Source organism: Streptomyces sp. NPDC000594, assembly GCF_040299965.1.
Taxonomy (GTDB): domain Bacteria; phylum Actinomycetota; class Actinomycetes; order Streptomycetales; family Streptomycetaceae; genus Streptomyces.
Map to the genome: position 1 here is coordinate 1 of NZ_JBEPCY010000024.1, position 19,781 is coordinate 19,781.

Annotated in this window: 19 protein-coding genes; 17 read left to right on the plus strand and 2 right to left on the minus strand. The window is 72.8% G+C overall.

Annotated features, from left to right (window positions below; genetic code table 11):
• Positions 1-165 precede the first annotated feature (165 nt).
• Positions 166-1,038: a F510_1955 family glycosylhydrolase gene (locus ABT354_RS26695; RefSeq protein WP_351498228.1), complete on the plus strand. Its 873-nt coding sequence runs from the start codon at positions 166-168 to the stop codon at positions 1,036-1,038.
• A gap of 177 nt (positions 1,039-1,215) precedes the next feature.
• Positions 1,216-2,562, plus strand: a complete 1,347-nt coding sequence (locus ABT354_RS26700) for a DUF2252 domain-containing protein (protein WP_351498230.1) — start codon at positions 1,216-1,218, stop codon at positions 2,560-2,562.
• Between the two features lie 86 nt (positions 2,563-2,648).
• Here ABT354_RS26700 and ABT354_RS26705 read toward each other — a convergent pair whose 3' ends face one another.
• Complete coding sequence (locus ABT354_RS26705) at positions 2,649-3,245, minus strand: DUF4240 domain-containing protein (RefSeq protein ID WP_351498232.1); 597 nt, start codon at positions 3,243-3,245, stop codon at positions 2,649-2,651.
• Positions 3,246-3,547: 302 nt separating this feature from the next.
• Here ABT354_RS26705 and ABT354_RS26710 point away from each other — a divergent pair, with 302 nt between their 5' ends.
• Positions 3,548-4,609 (plus strand): chitinase, encoded by a 1,062-nt coding sequence (locus ABT354_RS26710; RefSeq protein WP_351498234.1) that lies wholly within the window; start codon positions 3,548-3,550, stop codon positions 4,607-4,609.
• A 123-nt stretch (positions 4,610-4,732) separates the two neighbouring features.
• Here ABT354_RS26710 and ABT354_RS26715 read toward each other — a convergent pair whose 3' ends face one another.
• A complete protein-coding gene (locus ABT354_RS26715) occupies positions 4,733-6,067 on the minus strand; it encodes a hypothetical protein (protein ID WP_351498236.1) in 1,335 nt (444 codons plus the stop codon).
• 249 nt (positions 6,068-6,316) lie between these two features.
• Between ABT354_RS26715 and ABT354_RS26720 the strand changes: the two genes are divergently transcribed.
• From ABT354_RS26720 to hypE, 14 genes are all read left to right on the plus strand, one after another.
• Positions 6,317-7,408 (plus strand): NADH-quinone oxidoreductase subunit B family protein, encoded by a 1,092-nt coding sequence (locus ABT354_RS26720; RefSeq protein WP_351498238.1) that lies wholly within the window; start codon positions 6,317-6,319, stop codon positions 7,406-7,408.
• Positions 7,409-7,477: 69 nt separating this feature from the next.
• Positions 7,478-9,262 carry a nickel-dependent hydrogenase large subunit gene (locus ABT354_RS26725; RefSeq protein WP_351498240.1) on the plus strand — a complete coding sequence of 595 codons (1,785 nt, stop codon included), beginning with the start codon at positions 7,478-7,480 and terminating at the stop codon, positions 9,260-9,262.
• Positions 9,259-9,756 (plus strand): NifU-related iron-sulfur-binding protein, encoded by a 498-nt coding sequence (locus ABT354_RS26730; protein WP_351498243.1) that lies wholly within the window; start codon positions 9,259-9,261, stop codon positions 9,754-9,756. The genes ABT354_RS26725 and ABT354_RS26730 overlap by 4 nt, the downstream gene beginning before the upstream one ends.
• Positions 9,757-9,884: 128 nt before the next feature.
• Complete coding sequence (locus ABT354_RS26735) at positions 9,885-10,496, plus strand: DUF5947 family protein (RefSeq protein ID WP_351498426.1); 612 nt, start codon at positions 9,885-9,887, stop codon at positions 10,494-10,496.
• Positions 10,493-11,167 carry a DUF6084 family protein gene (locus ABT354_RS26740; protein WP_351498245.1) on the plus strand — a complete coding sequence of 225 codons (675 nt, stop codon included), beginning with the start codon at positions 10,493-10,495 and terminating at the stop codon, positions 11,165-11,167. The genes ABT354_RS26735 and ABT354_RS26740 overlap by 4 nt, the downstream gene beginning before the upstream one ends.
• Positions 11,164-12,630 carry a hypothetical protein gene (locus ABT354_RS26745; RefSeq protein WP_351498247.1) on the plus strand — a complete coding sequence of 489 codons (1,467 nt, stop codon included), beginning with the start codon at positions 11,164-11,166 and terminating at the stop codon, positions 12,628-12,630. The genes ABT354_RS26740 and ABT354_RS26745 overlap by 4 nt, the downstream gene beginning before the upstream one ends.
• Entirely contained in the window at positions 12,627-13,226 is a 600-nt protein-coding gene (locus ABT354_RS26750; RefSeq protein ID WP_351498249.1) for a hydrogenase maturation protease, read from the plus strand. The genes ABT354_RS26745 and ABT354_RS26750 overlap by 4 nt, the downstream gene beginning before the upstream one ends.
• Complete coding sequence (locus ABT354_RS38115) at positions 13,220-13,324, plus strand: DUF6893 family small protein (RefSeq protein ID WP_502983510.1); 105 nt, start codon at positions 13,220-13,222, stop codon at positions 13,322-13,324. The genes ABT354_RS26750 and ABT354_RS38115 overlap by 7 nt, the downstream gene beginning before the upstream one ends.
• Before the next feature lie 196 nt (positions 13,325-13,520).
• The gene (gene hypA, locus ABT354_RS26755) at positions 13,521-13,889 is read left to right on the plus strand and encodes a hydrogenase maturation nickel metallochaperone HypA (protein WP_351498251.1); all 369 of its coding nucleotides are present in this window, start codon (positions 13,521-13,523) and stop codon (positions 13,887-13,889) included.
• A 51-nt stretch (positions 13,890-13,940) separates the two neighbouring features.
• A complete protein-coding gene (gene hypB, locus ABT354_RS26760) occupies positions 13,941-14,849 on the plus strand; it encodes a hydrogenase nickel incorporation protein HypB (RefSeq protein WP_351498253.1) in 909 nt (302 codons plus the stop codon).
• Positions 14,846-17,278 (plus strand): carbamoyltransferase HypF, encoded by a 2,433-nt coding sequence (gene hypF / locus ABT354_RS26765; RefSeq protein ID WP_351498255.1) that lies wholly within the window; start codon positions 14,846-14,848, stop codon positions 17,276-17,278. Before hypB ends, hypF begins: the two co-directional genes overlap by 4 nt.
• A complete protein-coding gene (locus tag ABT354_RS26770; protein ID WP_351498257.1) occupies positions 17,251-17,565 on the plus strand; it encodes a HypC/HybG/HupF family hydrogenase formation chaperone in 315 nt (104 codons plus the stop codon). Before hypF ends, ABT354_RS26770 begins: the two co-directional genes overlap by 28 nt.
• Positions 17,562-18,686, plus strand: a complete 1,125-nt coding sequence (gene hypD / locus ABT354_RS26775) for a hydrogenase formation protein HypD (RefSeq protein ID WP_351498259.1) — start codon at positions 17,562-17,564, stop codon at positions 18,684-18,686. The genes ABT354_RS26770 and hypD overlap by 4 nt, the downstream gene beginning before the upstream one ends.
• Positions 18,679-19,758, plus strand: a complete 1,080-nt coding sequence (gene hypE, locus ABT354_RS26780; protein WP_351498261.1) for a hydrogenase expression/formation protein HypE — start codon at positions 18,679-18,681, stop codon at positions 19,756-19,758. Before hypD ends, hypE begins: the two co-directional genes overlap by 8 nt.
• Positions 19,759-19,781 lie beyond the last annotated feature (23 nt).

A 19,781-nucleotide genomic window follows, 5' to 3' on the forward strand; every position in this document is an offset into this window, starting at 1 on the left:
CCATGCCCGCACCACCCGTATCCGTACCGCTCCAGCAGAGCGCAGCCACCGTGGAGGGCGCCGTGGAGACCGTCACCCGCGGTCCCGTCCCGGCCCCTTCCTTCGCCGCGCCCCGCGCGGTCCCTCCGGCCGCGCAGCGGCCCGTACCCCACTGATCAGGACCTGATGATGAAGCGCCGTACCCTCATATCCCTCTGTGCCGCCGGGGCGCTGGCCCTCACCCTCACCGCCTGCTCCGGCGGCGGGAGCGACGACCAGGACACCTCCGGCGCCGGCTCGATCAGCCATATCCACGGTGTGGAGATCGGCCCGGCCGACGGCAAGCTCTATGTGGCGACGCACAACGGGATCTACACCCCGGACAAGAACGGACACCCCGCCCTGGTGGGCGACCGCAAGGACGACTTCATGGGCTTCACCGTGGCCGGGAAGGGCCGCTTCCTGGCGAGCGGCCATCCCGCGCCGGACCGGGACGCCCCCGCCAACCTCGGGCTCATCGAGAGCACCGACTCCGGCCGCTCCTGGAAGGACAAGTCGCTGGTCGGCGAGGTCGACTTCCACTCCCTGGTCGTCGCCCACGACACGATCTACGGCTACGACTCCACCAACGGCCTGCTCCGGGTGAGCAAGGACGGCGGCGACAGCTGGGACAGCCGCTCCCGGCTCACCGCCCTGGACATCGCGGTGAGCCCCGACGACCCCAAAACGGTGCTCGCGACCACCGAGTCCGGGATCTCCCGGAGCACCGACGGCGGCGAGAGCTTCGGCCCCGGCTCCGGCCCCCGGCACGCCTTCCTCTCCTGGACACCCGGGAACGTCCTCTACGGCGTGGACATCAAGGGGAAGCTCTCCGTCAGCGACGACGGCGGCAAGGGCTGGCGCCCGGCCGGAACCCTGCCCGGCGGGGCCCCGCAGGCACTGACCGCCCTCGACGGCAAGCGTCTGATCGCGGCGAGCCAGGACGGGGTCTACGAGTCCCAGGACGGCGGGCGGACCTTCACCCGCCGCCTCGATGTCACCTCGGGTGGCGACCACTGACGGTCATGACCGCGCGACGGTCCGGCACCCCGGGACCCCCAAAGGCCCCGGGGCGCCGGGCCGCGATTGCGCCGCCCGCCCGTACGGCGTTCACTGGATCACAGCCCCCTCTGCACGGCGGGTGCGACGGGATCCCCGGCGCCGCGCCGCACGGTGGCTCGTACGCAGGAGGTCTCCATGGCGACACCGGCCGCACCCGCCGGGCGGACCAGCCGGGGCAAGGCCGAACGCAAGTCCGTCCCCCGGTCCTCCTACGGTGCCTGGGTCCCGTCCGCCGACCGGCCCGACCCCATCGGGGTGCTGGAGCGGCAGGCGGTGGACCGCGTGCCCGAACTGCTGCCGATCCGCTACGGGCGGATGGCCGTCTCCCCCTTCGCCTTTCTGCGCGGCGCGGCGGCCGTGATGACCGCCGACCTCGCCGCCCGCCCGCACACCGGACTGACCGTCCAGCTCTGCGGCGACGCCCATCTGCTGAACTTCGGGATGTACGCCTCCCCCGAGCGCGCCCTCCTCTTCGACCTCAACGACTTCGACGAGACCCTGCCCGGCCCCTTCGAGTGGGATGTGGAACGGCTCGCCGTCAGCGCCGCCGTCGCCGCGCTGGAGAACGGCCAGGGCCCGGCACAGGCCCGCCGCGCCGCCGAGGCCGCCGCCCGTGGCTACCGGCAGACCATGCGGAGACTGGCCACGGAGGGCGAGCTGGCGGTCTGGTACGCCCATATCGACACCGCCGAACTGCTGCCGCTGGTGCGGCCCGGGAACCGCTCGCTCGTGGAGGCCCAGTTCGCCCGCGCCCGCCGGCGCACCAGCCTCCAGGCCCAGCGCAAACTGACGGAGGTGGTGAACGGGCAGCGCCGGATCATCAGCGACCCACCGCTGCTGGCCCCCGTCGACACCCTGGGCCGCAACACCATCCGCAAGATCTTCACCGACTACCGCTCCAGCCTTCCCGAGCACCGGCGGCGGCTCCTCGACGCCTTCCGGGTGGTGGATGTCGCCACCAAGGTGGTGGGGGTCGGCAGTGTGGGCACCCGCTGCTTCGTGGTGCTGCTGACCGGACGGGACGCCGACGACCCCCTCTTCCTCCAGATCAAGGAGGCCGGACCCTCGGTGCTGGAACAGTGGCTCACCCCCAGCGTCCATGACCACCACGGCCATCGGGTGGTCGCGGGGCAGCTGCTGCTCCAGGCCGCGAGCGACATCTTCCTCGGCTGGGTCACCGGGCCGCACGGCCGCCACTTCTACTGGCGGCAGCTCAGGGACATGAAGGGCTCGGTCGACATCGAGTCCATGACCCCGGGCATGCTGCGCCGCTATGCCGAGCTGTGCGGCACGGCCCTCGCCCATGCCCATGCGCGCTCGGGCGACCGGCTCGCCATCGCCTCCTATCTGGGCGGCGGTGAGACCTTCGACCGCTCGCTCGGTGAGTTCGCCGTGCGGTACATGGATCAGAACACCCGTGATCACGCGGCGCTGACCTCCGCCATAGCCTCCGGCGCGGTGGCGGCGACCCCCGGCATCTGACCCCCTCCCCCGGGCCCCCGCCCCCCTCCCCTCCCCTCCCCCGCATCCCCTGCCCCTCCCTCGGGCCCCTGTCCCCCAGGCCGGCCTCAGGAACCCGCTCCGCCGCCGATCAGCAGCGCGGTGAGTGAGGGCAGCCGGCGGCGCAGCTCGCTCTCGTCCTCGAAGTCGAAGTCCTCGCCGAGGACGGTCTCCTCCGGGCTGTCGGCGTCATATCCCTCGGCGACCATGGTGTCCCATGCCTCGGGGTCGCCGAGGGCCCGGGGATAGGCCTTGGCGGCGGCGTAGTTCACCCCTTCGTCGAAAAGGATCTCCTCCAGCAGTTCGGGCTCGCCGCCGAGGGCGATGGGGTGGCGGGCGAGGCTGTCCGGTGACTCCCGCACCTGCTCGTACCACGCACGGCCCTGGGCTATGACCCCGGCGCGGAAGTCCATGAAGGAGTCGTCCGAGCAGCCCCCGCCTATGAGATAGGCGGCGGCCCACACATCCCATCGGTACAGCTCGTCATGGAGCCGGGTGAAGCTGCGCTCATAGGCGAGGACGGTCTGCGGCGGGCGGGCCGCCAGCACGTCGGTGAGCACGTCGGCGAAGGGGCGGTCGGGTGTGACCTGTCCGCGCGCGACATCGATGAGCTGCCAGAAGTCGTCGAGGGGGAGCGCCTCGGGCGACATGGTGTCCGTGGTCATGGAGCCACTGTGGCAGACGGCACCGACAGTCGACCTCCCCTGTGGACAACCCGGGCCGCGCCGGATCCGCCGGGCGTACACCCGGCGCGCGCGAGGTGTTCAACTCCCTTGCGGTACCGCCCCATTGACGGTTGGTCTGGACCAACTTACCGTGGGCCCGCGTACCTCTCCAGGCCCCACATCCAGGAGGTGAGCGTGTCCCCCCACCCCCGAGGCCCCGTCGTCCCTGCCACGGCCGCTTGTGCCGCCGTACCGCTCTCCTCCCGGCCGTCCCCATGAACGGCACGAAGGGAGCACCACGCATGATCCGTCGGACCCTGCGCCTGGTCGGCGCCGGTCTCGCACTGGCCTTTCTCGCCCAGTTGCCCGCCGCCGCCTCCGCCACCGCCCTCGCCCCGCCCCCGGCCGATGTCTGCGCCGTCAAGTCGAAGCCCGCGGGCAAGGTACTCCAGGGCTACTGGGAGAACTGGGACGGCGCCGCCAATGGCGTCCATCCCCCGCTCGGCTGGATCCCCATCACCGATCCCCGGATCCGCGCGGCCGGCTACAACGTGCTCAACGCCGCCTTCCCGGTGATCCGCTCCGACGGCACGGTGCTGTGGGAGGACGGCATGGACAACACCGTCCGGGTGCCGACCCCCGCCGAGATGTGCCGGGCCAAGCAGGACGGCCAGACCATCCTGATGTCCATCGGCGGCGCCGCCGCGGGCATCGACCTCAGCTCGCGCACCGTGGCCGACCGTTTCATCGCGACCATCGTGCCGATCCTCAAGCGGTTCAACTTCGACGGTATCGACATCGACATCGAGACCGGTCTGGTCGGCAGCGGGAACATCAACCAGCTCTCCGCCTCCCAGGCCAACCTGATCCACATCATCGACGGGGTGCTGGCCCAGATGCCCCCGAACTTCGGGCTGACCATGGCCCCCGAGACCGCCTATGTCACCGGCGGCAGTGTGGTCTACGGCTCCATCTGGGGCTCGTATCTGCCCATCATCAAGAAGTACGCCGACAACGGCCGCCTGTGGTGGCTGAACATGCAGTATTACAACGGCGCCATGTACGGGTGTTCCGGTGACTCCTACTCCGCCGGAACGGTCGCCGGGTTCCGCGCCCAGACCGACTGCCTCAACCGCGGGCTGGTCATCCAGGGCACCACCATCCGGGTCCCCTACGACAAGCAGGCCCCGGGGCTGCCCGCCCAGGTCGGCGCGGGTGGCGGCCATATGTCACCGTCGCTGGTCGCCCAGGCCTGGAACGGCTACAACAACGCCCTCAAGGGGCTGATGACCTGGTCCCTCAACTGGGACGGATCCAGGAACTGGACCTTCGGCAACAATGTGCGGACCCTCCAGGGCCGCTGACCGGAGAGCCATGTGCCCGGGGGCCGGCGCCACGGCCCCCGGGCACACGCATGTCCCGGAGCGCCCGCCTCGCGGAACGCCCGTCGCACATCCCGGACCGCCCGCCCCGGACCGCCCGTCCGGTCAGATCGCGTACCGCCAGACCGTGAGCATATGGGCCCCGTACCAGCTCCCGAAGAGCAGCGAGAGGGCCAGCACGACGACGGCCGTACGGCGGCGGGCCCGGGCGAGCCCCACGGCGAGCGGCAGCAGGAAGACCAGCGCCGGGGCGACCAGCCGCAGCTTGGAGTGGTAGTAGTTGCTCTGCCCGAGGGTCATGACGAGCACCGTGGTCCCGTACACCAGCAGCGGTGGCCAGGCGCCGCGCCGCCAGGCGAGGACGGTGCCGCAGACGGCGGCGACCAGCAGCACCGCCGTACTGAGGGGCACCCAGCCGTCGCCGGAGCGCAGGGTGTCCCCGAGGAAGCGGAAGAAGGCGGCGCCGTTGTCCCACCGGGTGCCCCAGCCCGCCTCCTGGACGACGAACCAGCCGTCGAGGCGCCCGAGGCGGTTGCCCACCCAGAGGAGATAGGCGGGGGTCCCGGCGCAGGCGAGCGCGACCGCGGTGGCCGGCCGCCAGGTGGGCCGCCCGACGCGGCGGATCTCCAGCACCACCGCGACGACCAGGGCCACGGTCACCGCGAAGGCGGCGGGCCGGGTGAGCCCGGCGAGCAGGGCCAGGGACCCGGCGGTGAGCCAGGCGTGCCGGTGGGCGGCGAGCAGGGTGCCCGCCGCGAGCGCCAGGAAGAGGGCCTCGCTGTACGCCATGAGAAAGGTGAGGGCCATCGGCTGGGCACCCGCGAGCAGCATGACGCCGATGACCGCGACACGTTCCCCGTACACCCCGGTGAGCAGCCGGTGGACCGCGAACAGTGCCGCCGCCAGTGCCAGATGGGAGACGGCGACGGCGGCGGAGCCCGGGTCCAGCCCGGTGTTCTGGTGGAGGAGGCGGGTGAGCAGCGGGTAGAGCGGGAAGAAGGCGAGGGTGTTCCCGGTCAGCCGGCCCTCGCCGTCGTAGGAGAAGGTGTCGGGGTAGCCGTCGGTGGCTATGGAGAGATAGAGGGACGCGTCCCAGGCCAGCAGCCGGTCCTTCAGCGCGGGGCCGTCGGGGCCGTTCATCAGGGCGAGGATCACCAGATGGACGGCGGTGGTCACGGCGTGGACGGCCACCACGGTCCACAGCGCCCGCCCGGTCCCGCCGGCTCGCGCGAACCCGGCGGACCGCCCCGTCCTCCCGGCCCGCCGGCCACCGGCCCGCCGACCACCGGCCGGGGCGGCGCGGCGGAATCCCCCCGTACCCCCGGACGCCCCGGATCCGGCCGGGGAGCCGGCGGCCTCTCCGTTGGCCTCCCCGGTGGCACGGGGCTGCGGGACCGTGACCGCGGACGGTCGGGGGTCACGGTGTGTCTGGTGTGCCATCGGCTCCTCGCTGAGTCGTTTCTCCCGGCCATACGCCCGGCGACGGCCCGCCGGTTTACCCCTGAGACGCGGATCACAGCCGCCCCGGTCCGATGGCATGGATCAGCCGGACGGCCCTGTCGCGGCGGGGCTTTCCGGGCGACCCCAACGGCGCTCCATAAGCCGACATGTCAGCTCATGGAGTGTTATGACCTTTAGGTAAGGGGCTTCCCCCTGACCGACCTCTGCCCTGGAACGGGGAGACACCACATGAGCGACACCGGCACCGCCCCGCGCACCGGCAGCCATTCCCCCGCGGACGACCCGGCGGCGGAGAGCGACGTCATCCATATCCTCTGGATCAACGCGGGCCTCAGCTGCGACGGTGACTCGGTGGCCCTCACCGCCGCCATGCAGCCCAGCATCGAGGAGATCGTCACCGGTGCGCTGCCGGGGCTGCCCAAGATCGCGGTGCACTGGCCGCTGATCGACTTCGAGTGCGGCCCGGTGGAGGGCGCGGACACCTTCATCGAGTGGTTCTTCAAGGCGGAGCGGGGCGAGCTGGACCCCTTCGTCCTGGTGGTGGAGGGCTCGATCCCCAATGAGCGGATCAAGCAGGAGGGGTACTGGTGCGGCTTCGGCGACGATCCCCTCACCGGCCAGCCCATCACCACCAGTGAGTGGCTGGACCGGCTCTCCCCCAAGGCCACCGGCATCGTCGCCATCGGCACCTGCGCCACCTACGGCGGGATCCATGCCATGGCGGGCAATCCGACCGGCGCCATGGGCGTCCCCGACTATCTCGGCTGGGGCTGGAAGTCCAAGGCGGGGCTGCCGATCGTCTGTGTGCCGGGCTGCCCCATCCAGCCCGACAACCTCGCGGAGACCCTGACCTATCTGCTGTACCAGCTCGCCGGGTCCGCGCCGATGATCCCGCTGGACGACCGGCTCCGCCCGGCCTGGCTCTTCGGTGCGACGGTGCACGAGGGCTGCGACCGGGGCGGCTACTACGAGCAGGGCCAGTTCGCCACCGAGTACGGCACCCCCGAGTGCCTGGTGCGCCTCGGCTGCTGGGGCCCGGTGGTCAAGTGCAATGTCGCCAAGCGCGGCTGGATCAACGGCGTCGGCGGCTGTCCCAATGTGGGCGGTATCTGCATCGCCTGCACCATGCCCGGCTTCCCCGACAAGTTCATGCCCTTCATGGACCCGCCGCCCGGCTCGCATGTCTCCAGTGACGCCAGCTCGGCCTATGGCTCGGTCATCCGCAAGCTGCGCTCCATCACCCTGCGGACCGTCGACAAGGAACCGCGCTGGCGCCACCCGGGCGCCACCCTCACCACCGGCTATCGCAGCCCCTGGTGACCCCTCCCGCCGGTCCCGCCGGCCGCAGCCCCGCCCCCACCCCGTACGCAGAAGGGCACGACACAGACCATGGGACCGAAGACCAAGGCGGCCGGTGACGGCAGCGGCCTGATGGAGATGTCCTGGGATCCGATCACCCGGATCGTGGGCAGCCTCGGCATCCACACCAAGATCGACTTCAAGGCGAAGCGGGTCGCCGAGTGCTACAGCACCTCGTCGGTCTTCCGCGGCTACAGCGTCTTCATGCGCGGCAAGGACCCCCGGGACGCCCACTTCATCACCAGCCGGATCTGCGGTATCTGCGGCGACAACCACGCCACGTGCTCGGTGTACGCGCAGAACATGGCGTACGGGGTGAAGCCGCCGCACCTCGGTGAGTGGATCATCAACCTCGGCGAAGCGGCCGAGTACATGTTCGACCACAACATCTTCCAGGAGAACCTGGTCGGCGTCGACTACTGCGAGCGGATGGTCCGCGAGACCAACCCCGGGGTGCTGGAGCTGGCCGAGCGGACCGAGGCCCCGCACGCCGGGGACCACGGCTATCGCACGATCGCCGACATCATGCGCTCGCTCAACCCCATCGAGGGCGAGTTCTACCGGGAGGCCCTCCAGGTCAGCCGGTACACCCGGGAGATGTTCTGTCTCATGGAGGGGCGGCACGTCCATCCTTCCACCCTCTATCCCGGTGGCGTCGGGACCGTCGCGACCGTACAGCTGTTCACCGACTATCTCACCCGGCTGATGCGGTACGTGGAGTTCATGAAGAAGGTCGTCCCGCTCCACGACGACCTGTTCGACTTCTTCTACGAGGCACTGCCCGGGTACGAGGAGGTCGGCCGGCGCCGGGTGCTGCTCGGCTGCTGGGGCAGTCTCAACGACCCCGACCACTGCGACTTCACCTATCGCAACATGACCGACTGGGGACGGAAGATGTTCGTCACCCCGGGTGTCGTGGTCGACGGCAAGCTGGTCACCAATGACCTCACCGAGATCAACCTCGGCATCCGGATCCTGCTCGGCAGCTCGTACTACGACGACTGGCAGGGCCGGGACCTCTTTGTCACCCATGACCCGCTGGGCAACCCGGTCGACCCCCGGCACCCCTGGAACCAGCACACCATCCCCGCCCCGCAGAAGCGCGACTTCGCCGACAAGTACAGCTGGGTGATGTCCCCACGCTGGTTCGACGGCAAGGAGCATCTCGCCCTGGACACCGGGGGCGGCCCCATCGCCCGGCTCTGGTCCACCGCCCTCTCCGGGCTGGTCGACATCGGCTACATCCAGGCCACCGGACACAGTGTGAAGATCAATCTGCCCCGCTCCATGACCAAGCCGGAGACCACCTTCGAGTGGCGGATCCCCGCCTGGAGCAACGCCATCGAGCGCAACCGCGCCCGCACCTACTTCCAGGCGTACGCGGCGGCGGCGGCACTGCACTTCGCGGAGAAGGCCCTCGCCGAGGTACGGGCCGGCAACAGCAAGACCTGGGAGCGGTTCGAGGTGCCGGACGAGAGCATCGGCTGCGGCTTCACCGAGGCCGTGCGCGGGGTCCTCTCCCACCACATGGTGATCCGCGACGGAAAGATCGCCAACTACCACCCCTATCCCCCCACCCCCTGGAACGCCAGCGTCCGGGACAGCTACGGCACCCCGGGACCGTACGAGGACGCCGTGCAGAACACCCCGATCTTCGAGGAGAACCCCCCGGAGAACTTCAAGGGCATCGACATCATGCGGGCCGTGCGCAGCTTCGACCCGTGTCTGCCCTGCGGGGTGCACATGTATGTCGGCAAGGGCCGCACCCTGGAGCGGATGCATGTCCCCACCGGCCTGAGCGGACTGGGCGGATGACGGCGGAGGAGACCGGACTGCGGGTCCAGCGGAGCCTGGACCGGCTGGCCGGCGACGGCGCCCGGGAGGCGGGCGAGGACCTCGTCCGCACCCTGATGGCGCTCTACGGGGACGGGCTGACCCGGCTGGTGACGGCGCTGCCCCCGGGCTCCCTCGCCACGGCGGTCCAGGACCCGGTGGTCGCCGGGCTGCTGGTGCTGCACGACCTCCACCCGGATCCCGTACGGGTACGCATCGGCCGGGCCCTCGAAGCCGCCGGAGCGGGCGCGGTCCGGCTGGAACCGGACGGCTTCGACGAGAAGAGCGGCCGGCTCACCCTGCGCCGCGCCGAACGGGGGTGCGGCTGCGGCGGGGGCCCCGAGGACGTCGAGGGCGCCATCGCCTGTCACGCCCCCGAGGTCAGCGAGATCGTCTGGGAGCGCGCCGAACCCCCGGCGCCGCTGCTCCAGATCGGCAGCAGGCCCCCGGCGGCGACACCGGCGGAGGCACGGTGACGGCCCCGACGGGCGCGACCCGCACCACGAGCACCTCACGGGCGGAAGCGGCGGCGGGCACAGCGGCGGGTACGGCGGGCGGCACGGCGGAACGGAGCCGCTCCCCGCTCTCCCTCCCCGGTACGGAGCTGCTGCGCACCCTGCGCGGCCCGGCCCCCGCCCGCCCCGAGCGGTGCGGCCTGTGCGGAGAGGAGATCGCCCCGGGCCACCGGCATCTCGCGGACACCACCGCCCGCGCCCTGGTCTGTGTCTGCACCGCCTGCGCCCTGCTCTTCGAACCGCCCGCCGCCCGCGCCGGACGCTATCTGGCCCTCTCCGACCGCTGTCTGACCGACCCGGGACAGGAGATGGACCCGGCGGCCTGGGCGGCCCTGCGCACCCCCGTCAGCACCGCCTTCGTCCTGCACGACTCGGCACTCGGCCGCCCCGTGCTCTGCTACCCCAGCCCCGCCGGGGCCACCGAGGCCGAACTCGACACGTCCGCCTGGGAGGCGGCCTTCGGGCGGAGCAGGCTGGCCGCCGCGCTCCGCCCCGATGTGGAGGCCCTGCTGCTGCGCCGGACCGGCGACCGGATCCACTGCTGTCTCGTCCCGGTCGACCTCGCCTATGAACTCGTCGGCAGGATGCGGCTGCGCTGGCGCGGCTTCGACGGCGGCAGTGAGGCCCATGCCGAGCTGGACGCCTTCTTCGCGGCGCTGGAGGACCGGGCCCGGCCCCTGTCGACGGAGGCCGTGGCATGAGAGAGCTGGGCTTCCGCTGTACCGAGGTGCGCGCCGACCGGCACGCCGCCGGGCCGACCCTGATGCTCCGGCTGCGGATCACCGCCCCGGCCGGCACCCCGGTGCACGCCCTCGCCCTCCGCTGCCAGCTGCGGATCGAACCGGCCCGCCGGGGCTACGACGAGGGCGAGGGGGAACGGCTGAACGGGCTCTTCGGCGAGCGCTCCCGATGGGGCGGGACCCTGCACCCGCTCCAGTTCGCCGAGGTCCCGCTGATGGTGCCCGGTTTCACCGGGGAGACCGAGATCGACCTCCCGGTGCCGTGCACCTATGACCTGGACATCGCCGCCACCCGCTACTTCGACGCCCTGGAGAGCGGCGATGTCCCCCTGCTGATCCTCTTCTCCGGCACGGTCTTCAGCGGTCCGGCGGGCTTCCATGTCACGCCCGTGCCCTGGGACCGGGAGGCCCCGGTGCGCCTGCCGGTGAAGGTGTGGCGGGAGATGATGGAGCAGCACTTCCCCGGCTGTCGCTGGCTGCGGCTGCCCGCCGACGCGATGGACGATCTGCTGGCCTTCCGTACCCGGCGGGCGCTGCCCTCCTGGGAGACGACCGTACGGGCCCTGCTGGACGCCGCCGCCCGCGACGACGACCGGGGCAGCGGAAACGGCGACGGGGTGGAAGGGTCATGACCGAGGCCGTCGACGCCTTTCCGGACGCCCTGGAGGAGCGGCTGGCCCCGGCCCGCCGGATCGCCGACGCCGTCCTCTTCGAGGGGTATGTCCTCTATCCGTACCGTGCCTCCGCCGCCAAGAACCGGCTGCGCTGGCAGTTCGGCGTCCTGGTGCCGCCCGCCCTCGGCACGGCCGGACAGGACCCCTCCCACCAGCGGACCGACTGTCTGATGGAGCCCCGCGCCGGGGCCCGGCTCGCGGTCGAACTGCGCTTTCTGCGGGCGCGCCGCAGAACCGTTCAGCGGCGCACCGCCCCGGGCGTCCACCGGACCGTGGCCGAACTGGAGCTGGCCGACCGGATCCTCGTCCCCTGGGACGAGGGGGTGACCGAGACCGTCCGGCTGCTGCTCCCGGTGGACCGGCTCACCCGCCCCGGCGGGTTCGAGCACCCCTTCCGCCTTCCGCCGCGCCATGAGGAGGAGACGGTCGAGGAGGCGGGGGCCCCGGTGGGGCGGCTGCTGCGGAGCTGTGCGGAGGTCCGGGGGGTGATCCGGGTACGGGTACGGGAGATCCCGGGCCCGTACGGGGCGCTGCGGCTCACCGCCGAGGTGGCCAACACCGGCGAGCTGCGGCCCGCCGAAGACGCCGAGGACACAGAGGATGCCGGGGGCTCCGGGCCGGACCGGACCGGCGTCGGCTCCGGGCCGGACCGGACCGGCGGGGACGAGCGGGCCGAGGCCCTGCCGTACTCGCTGATCTCCGCCCATCTGCTGCTCGCCCTCGACACCGGCGCCTTTCTCTCCTCGGCCGACCCGCCCCGGTGGGCCGCCCCGGCGGTGGCCGGGTGCCGCAACGAGCACACCTGGCCGGTACTGGCCGGGGCGGGCGACGATGTGCTGCTCTCCTCGCCGATCATCCTGGAGGACCATCCGGAGATCGCCCCGGAGTCCCCGGCCGCCCTCTACGACGCCACCGAGATCGACGAGATCCTCGCGCTGCGCACCGCCTGTCTGACGGACCGGGAGATGCGGGAGGCGCGCGGCACCGACGAACGGGCGGGCGCGGTGGTCGACTTCGCCGCCGCCATCCCGCCCGAGGTGCTGGAACGGCTGCACGGCGCGGTGCGCTCGCTGCGGTCCGCCACCGCGTCCCCGGATGCCACCCGGCCCGGGGAGCTGCCCTGGTGGGACCCGGGCGGGGACCGCGAGGTGGATCCCGGGCGGGACCGGGTGCCCGTCGAGGGCCGGCTGGTGGGCGCGGGCGACCGGGTACGGCTGCGCCCCGGGCGGCGCCGTACCGACGCCCAGGATCTGTTCCTCGCGGGCCGTACGGCCCGGGTGGAGGCGGTGCTGCACGATGTGGACGGCTCGGTCCATCTGGCGGTCACCGTCGAGGACGACCCGGGCGCCGATCTCTGGCGCGCCCAGGGCCGGTTCCGCTACTTCCAGCCCGACGAGGTCTCCCCCCTGGAGGAGTCATGAGCGCGGGGGTGCTGGTCGCCGGGGTGGGCAATGTCTTCCTCGGGGACGACGGCTTCGGTGTGGAGTGCGTCCGGCGGCTCGCGGCCGGGCCGCTGCCCCCGGGGGTCGAGGTGGCCGACATCGGGGTGCGCGGGGTCCATCTCGCCTATCAGTTGCTCGACGGCTATCGCACCCTGATCCTGGTCGACGCGGTCGGCCGGGGCTCCCCGCCCGGCACGCTCCATCTCATCGAGCCGGAGACCGGCCCCGTCGAACCCTCCGCGACCCCCGCCCTCGACGGCCATCGCATGGGCCCGGACGCGGTCCTGGCGCTGCTCTCCGCGCTGAGCGCGGGCACCGGCGGCAGCCCGCCCCGCCGGATCCTGGTCGTGGGCTGCGAACCGGATTCCCTGGAGGAGGGGATGGGGCTGAGCGCCCCGGTCACCGCCGCCGTCGAGGAGGCGGTACGGCTGGTGCGGCGGCTGCTCGACGAGGAGACGACGGCCGGGCCGCCGGTCACGGCCACGGCGGGGTCCGGGCGGCGGGGCGGGGAGAGCGCGACGGGGTCCCAGCGGTCCGGGAGAGAGCGGTCCGAGAGAGAGGCGTCATCATGCTGAAAGCGGTGATCGGTACGGCCCTGGCGGGTGCGATCGGGCTGGTGCTGTGGCGCACCATGCCCGACATCAAGCGGTATCTGGAGATCTCCCGGATGTGACCCGTACGACCGGCGCCGCGCCCTTCCCGGCCCGCTCCTGGGCACCTTGCTGCGAATGGGGCGGGCCGTACGGGCCCGGCGGCGTGGCGCCCCGTCCCCGCCGGGCGGGGGCCGTGGAATGGACGCACGCCCGCCCGCGCGGGCGGGACCGTGGTGCAGCTGAAGGCCGTGGACCGGCCGTGGAATGAGGCGTGCCGTGCATGAGATGTCGATCGCCTCGGCCGTGGTCGAGCAGGTGGCGCGGGAGGCCGAGCGGCGCGGCGCGACGGCGGCGACGGCGGTCCGGGTCGAGATCGGTGAGCTGGCCGGGGTGGTCCCCGACGCCCTGGCGTTCTGCTTCGGTCTGGCCTGCGCGGGGACCGTGCTGGAGGGCGCGGAGCTGGAGACCGTCGCGATTCCGGCCCGGGCGCGCTGCGACCCCTGCGGGGTCACGTGGGCGCCGGGGCTGCCGCCCGATCTGCTCTGTCCGCGCTGTGCGGGCGCCACGGCGGAGCTGCTGAGCGGACGGGAGCTGAGGATCCGTGAGGTCGCCTGGGCCGACGGCGCGGAACGGGTCCACGGCTGACCCCGGCCGGGCACACGACAGATACGGGAACGATCAGTAGGGACAGGTGCCATGTGCCGTTCGTCCGACCTCCGGCAGGCGGTCCTCGCCCACAACGACGACATCGCGCGGCTGCTCCGCTCCGAGCTGGCCGCCCGGGGCACGGTGGCCGTCAATCTGCTCTCCAGTCCGGGCAGCGGCAAGACCGCGCTGCTGGAGGAGGAGCTGGCGCTGGCCCGGGAGCGGGGGGTGCCGGTGGCGGCCCTCACCGCCGATCTGGCGACGGAGAACGACGCCCGGCGGCTCGCCAGGACCGGGGTCCCGGTCCAGCAGGTGCTCACCGGCGGGCTGTGCCATCTGGAGGCGGTGATGCTGCGCGGCTATCTGGCGGGCTGGCTCCCGCCGGAGACCCGGATCCTGTTCGTGGAGAACGTGGGCAATCTGGTCTGCCCCGCCGTCTATGACCTCGGCGAGTCGCTGCGGGTGACGCTGGCGTCGGTGACCGAGGGCGAGGACAAGCCGCTCAAGTACCCCACCGCGTTCGGTCTGGCCCAGCTGGTACTGGTCACCAAGGTGGATCTGGCGGACGCCGTCGGCTTCGACGAGGCCGCCTTCCTCGACCATGTCGCCCGGGTCAACCCGGGGGTCGAGGTGGTCTTCACCTCCGCCAGGACCGGACAGGGCCTCGGGGTGCTGCTGGACCGGGCGCTGGGGGTGCGTGAGGGGGACCGCCCGCACCGCCCGGTGATGGCCGGCGGGCAGGACACCGGGGCGCCGCTTCCCGTACCGGACCACGCGCACGAACACGAGCACCCGCACCCGCACCCGCACCCGCACCCGCACGACCACATCCACGCCCATGAGCACACCCCCGAGCACGCCCATCACGGGCCGGACCACCACCATGAGCCGGACCACGCGCACGGGCACCCGTACACCCCCGAACGACCCCAGGGCACCCCGGTGGCGGACCGGCGGTGACCGGCGACCCGGCCACGGCGGTCCTGCGGCGGCGGGTCGCCGTCCAGGGGCTGGTGCAGGGCGTCGGCTTCCGGCCGTTCGTCTTCACCCTCGCCACCGCGCTCGGGCTCTCCGGCCATGTCACCAACACCGGTGACGGGGTCCTCGCCGAGGTGGAGGGGGCACCGGAGGCCGTCGACGCCTTCTGCCGCCGGGTGGCCGCCGACGCCCCGCCGCTCGCCGATGTCGTCTCCGTACGACAGGAGAGCGTGCGCGCCACCGGGGCGCGCGGCTTCGCGATCGTGCCCTCCTCCCGCACCGGGACGGGCCGGGCCCGGACCCTGATCCCGCCCGACACCGCCACCTGCGCCGCCTGTCTGGCCGAACTCGGCGACCCCACCGACCGCCGCTACCGTCACCCCTTCATCACCTGCACCGACTGCGGACCGCGCTTCACCATCGTCACCGCGCTCCCCTACGACCGCGCCCATACGACCATGGCCGGATTCCCGATGTGTCCCGCCTGCGCCCGGGAGTACACCGACCCGGCGGACCGGCGCTTCCACGCCCAGCCGGTCTCCTGCCACGACTGCGGCCCCCGGCTCACCCTGACCGTCCCCGGCGCCCCGGTACGCGGCGGCGAGAGCGCCCTCACCGAGGCCCGGCGGCTGCTCGCGAAGGGCGCGATCCTGGCCGTCAAAGGGCTCGGCGGCTACCACCTGGCCTGCGACGCCACCGACCCGGACGCCGTGGAGCTGCTGCGCCGCCGCAAGAACCGGGGCGCCAAACCCTTCGCGCTCATGGCCCGTACCCCCGGCGAGATCGAACCGCTGGTCCGCCTCGGCCCTGCGGAACGGCGGCTGCTGACCGGCCCGGCGCGGCCCGTCGTCCTGCTGCGCCGCCGCCCCGGGGCCTCCGGCCGGATCGCGGCCGGCCGGGTCGCACCGGGCTCCCCCGATCTGGGGGTGATGCTCCCGTACACCCCGCTCCACCATCTGCTGCTCGGCCTGGACAGCGATCCCGACGGCCCGGCGGTGCTCGTGATGACCAGCGGGAATCTGGCCGGCGAGCCCATCGTCACCGACGATGCCGAGGCCCTGGAACGGCTCGCTCCGCTGGTCGACGGCTGGCTGGCGCACAACCGTCCGATCCGGGTGCCCTGCGACGACTCGGTGGTCCGGGTGGTGGACGGCGAACCCCTGCCGCTGCGCCGCTCCCGGGGGTACGTCCCCACGCCGGTACCCCTGCCGGTGCCGGTGCGGCCGGTGCTCGCGGCGGGCGGCGACCTCAAGAACGTCTTCGCGCTCGCGGAGGGCGACCGGGCCTGGCTCTCGGGCCATATCGGCGACATGGACGACCTGGCCACCCTGCGCGCCTTCGACCGGGCGGTGGCCCATCTGACCGCCGTCACCGGGGTGTCGGGCGCGGCTCCGGTCGCGGACGGGCACCCGGGCTACCGCTCCGCCCGGCGGGCCGAGCTGCTGGCGGCGGGCCGGCCGGTCCCCCGGGTCCAGCACCATCACGCCCATGTCGCGGCGGCGATGGCGGAGCACGGTCTCGACGGCACCCGGCCGGTGATCGGTGTCGCCTTCGACGGTACGGGCCACGGGACCGACGGCACCGTCTGGGGCGGTGAGGTGCTGATCGCCGACTACGACGGCTTCGGCCGCTTCGCCCGGCTGGCGCCCGTACCGCTGCCGGGCGGGGACGCGGCCGTGGCCCGCCCGTACCGGATGGCCCTCTCCTGGCTGCGGGCCTCGGGGATCGCCTGGACACCCGACCTCGCCTGTGTGGCGGCCTGCCCGGAGGACGAGCTGCGGGTGCTGGCCCGGCAGTTGGAGACCGGGCTGCACTCGGTGGCCACCTCCAGCATGGGCCGGCTCTTCGACGCGATGTCGTCGCTGGCGGGCGTCTGCCACCGGGCCGGGTACGAGGCACAGGCGGCGATCGAGCTGGAGGCGGCGGCGTACGCCCATGGCCCGCTCTCCGGCGCGGGGTACGCGTTCGTCCTGCGCGAACCGGAGCCGCCACCACAGGGTTCCCCCGGGACGGACGGGCCCTGGACGGCTGATCCCGCCCCGGTTTTCGTGTCGGCCGTGGCCGATCTGCGCTCCGGGGCACCCGCCGGGCTGGTGGCGGCCCGCTTCCACGCCGGGGTGACCGGGCTGGTCCACGCCCTGTGCGTACGCGCCCGGGACCGCCACGGCCTGGCCACGGTGGCACTGACCGGCGGGGTCTTCGGCAACGCCCTGCTGCTGTCGGCATGCGCGGCGGCACTGGCGGCGGACGGCTTCACCGTACTCCGGCACCGCCGGGTGCCACCCAATGACGGAGGACTGGCACTCGGCCAGCTGATGGTGGCCGCGCGGGCCCTGACGGACGAGACAGAAGCGACGGACGAGACAGAAGAGGAGGCGGGCCGATGTGCCTGGCGGTGCCCGGCAGAGTGATCGAGATCGAGGAGCGGGACGGCACCCGGATGGCGGTCGTGGACTTCGGCGGTGTGGTCAAGGACGTATGCCTGGAGTATCTGCCGGACCTGGCGGTGGGTGAGTACGCCATCGTCCATGTCGGCTTCGCGCTCCAGCGGCTGGACGAGGAGTCGGCGCTGAAGACCCTCGAACTCTTCGCCGAACTCGGACTGATCCAGGAGGAGTTCGGCGACCCCTGGGAGGCGGCGGCCCAGGCCGGCCCCGAGGAGACGGCGGAGTGGACCGGGCGGGAGGCGGGCCGGTGAGATATCTGACGGAGTTCCAGAACCCGGAGCTGGCCCGGGGCCTGCTGGACGACATCCGGGCGACCGTGACCCGCCCCTGGGCCCTGATGGAGGTCTGCGGCGGACAGACCCACACCATCATCCGGCACGGCATCGACCAGCTGCTCCCCGACGAGGTGGAGCTGATCCACGGCCCCGGCTGCCCGGTCTGTGTCACCCCCCTGGAGGTCATCGACAAGGCGCTGGCCATCGCCGCCCGCCCCGGGGTGATCTTCTGCTCGTTCGGGGACATGCTCCGGGTGCCCGGCACCGACCGGGACCTGTTCCGGGTACGGAGCGAGGGCGGCGACGTCCGGGTGGTGTACTCACCGCTGGACGCGCTGCGGATCGCCCGTGAACACCCCGACCGCGAGGTGGTCTTCTTCGGTATCGGCTTCGAGACCACGGCCCCGCCGAACGCCATGGCGGTCCACCAGGCCCGCGAGCGCGGGGTGCGCAACTTCAGCATGCTGGTCTCGCACGTCCGGGTACCCCCGGCGATCGAGGCCATCATGACCTCGCCCGACTGCCGGGTACAGGGCTTCCTCGCCGCCGGTCATGTGTGCAGCGTCATGGGCACCGGGGAGTACCCGGCGCTCGCGGCCGGCCACCGGGTGCCGATCGTGGTCACCGGCTTCGAGCCACTGGACATCCTGGAGGGCGTCCGGCGCACCGTGCGTCAGCTGGAGCGGGGCGAACACCGGGTGGAGAACGCCTATCCGCGCGCGGTACGGCCGGAGGGGAACCCGGCCGCGCGGGCGATGCTGGAGGATGTCTTCGAGGTCACCGACCGCGCCTGGCGCGGGATCGGGGTGATCGAACGGAGCGGCTGGCGGCTCTCGCCCCGCTACCGCGACCATGACGCCGAGTACCGCTTCGACGTGACCGGCATCGACACCCGGGAACCCGCCGAGTGCCACAGCGGCGAGGTGCTCCAGGGGTTGCTGAAGCCGCATGAGTGCCCGGCCTTCGGCACCCTGTGCACCCCGCGCACCCCCCTGGGGGCCACCATGGTCTCCAGCGAGGGCGCGTGTGCCGCGTACTACCTCTACCGGCGGCTCGGCGCCCCGGTCCCCGCCCGGGAGGTGGACCCCGTTGGCTGACACCGTGCTTCCCCGGCTGCCGCTGGTCGACATCGCCGACTGGACCTGTCCCGCCCCCCTGCGCGACCACCCCCGGGTGGTGATGGGCCACGGCGGGGGCGGGGCGCTCTCCGCCGAACTGATCGAGAACGTCTTCCTCCCGGCCTTCGGGAACCGCACCCTGGCCACGCTCGGCGACTCGGCCGCCCTCGAACTCGGCGGCGCCCGGATCGCCTTCTCCACCGACTCGTTCGTGGTCCGGCCGCTCTTCTTCCCCGGCGGCTCCATCGGGGACCTCGCCGTCAACGGCACCGTCAACGACCTGGCCATGAGCGGGGCGCGGGCGGTCTATCTCTCCTGCGCGGCGATCCTGGAGGAAGGGGTGGAGACCGCCGTGGTCGCCCGGGTCGCCCAGGCGCTCGGGGACGCGGCCCGCGCGGCCGGGGTCGAGGTGGTGACCGGTGACACCAAGGTGGTGGAGGCGGGCCACGGCGACGGGATCTATCTCAACACCGCCGGGATCGGGCTGATCCCGCCCGGGGTCGACATCCGGCCCCAGCGGGCCCGCCCCGGCGATGTGGTGATCGTCAGCGGGGCCATCGGGCTCCATGGCGTGGCGATCATGAGCGTGCGGGAGGGGCTGGAGTTCGGGGTGGAGATCGAGAGCGACTGCGCCGCCCTCGGCACCCTGGTCGAGGCCATGCTCGCGGTCACCCCGGAGCTGCGGGTGCTGCGCGATCCCACCCGGGGCGGCCTCGCCGCCTCGCTCCACGAGATCGCCACGGCGGCGGGGGTCGGGATCGCCATCACGGAGCGCGCCGTCCCGGTGCCGCCGCCGGTCGCCAACGCCTGTGCGGTGCTGGGGCTCGACCCGCTCTATGTCGCCAACGAGGGCAAGCTGGTCGCCTGGGTGCCCCGGGAGCACGCGGAGGCGGTCCTCGCGGCGATGCGGGCGCATCCGCTGGGCGCGGAGGCGGCCGTGATCGGCGAGTGTGTGGCGGACCATCCCGGGATGGTGGTGGCGCGGACGGGGTTCGGGGCGACCCGGGTGGTGGATCTGCCGCTCGGGGAGCAGCTGCCCCGGATCTGCTGACCTTCCGTCATTCCGGGGGCTCC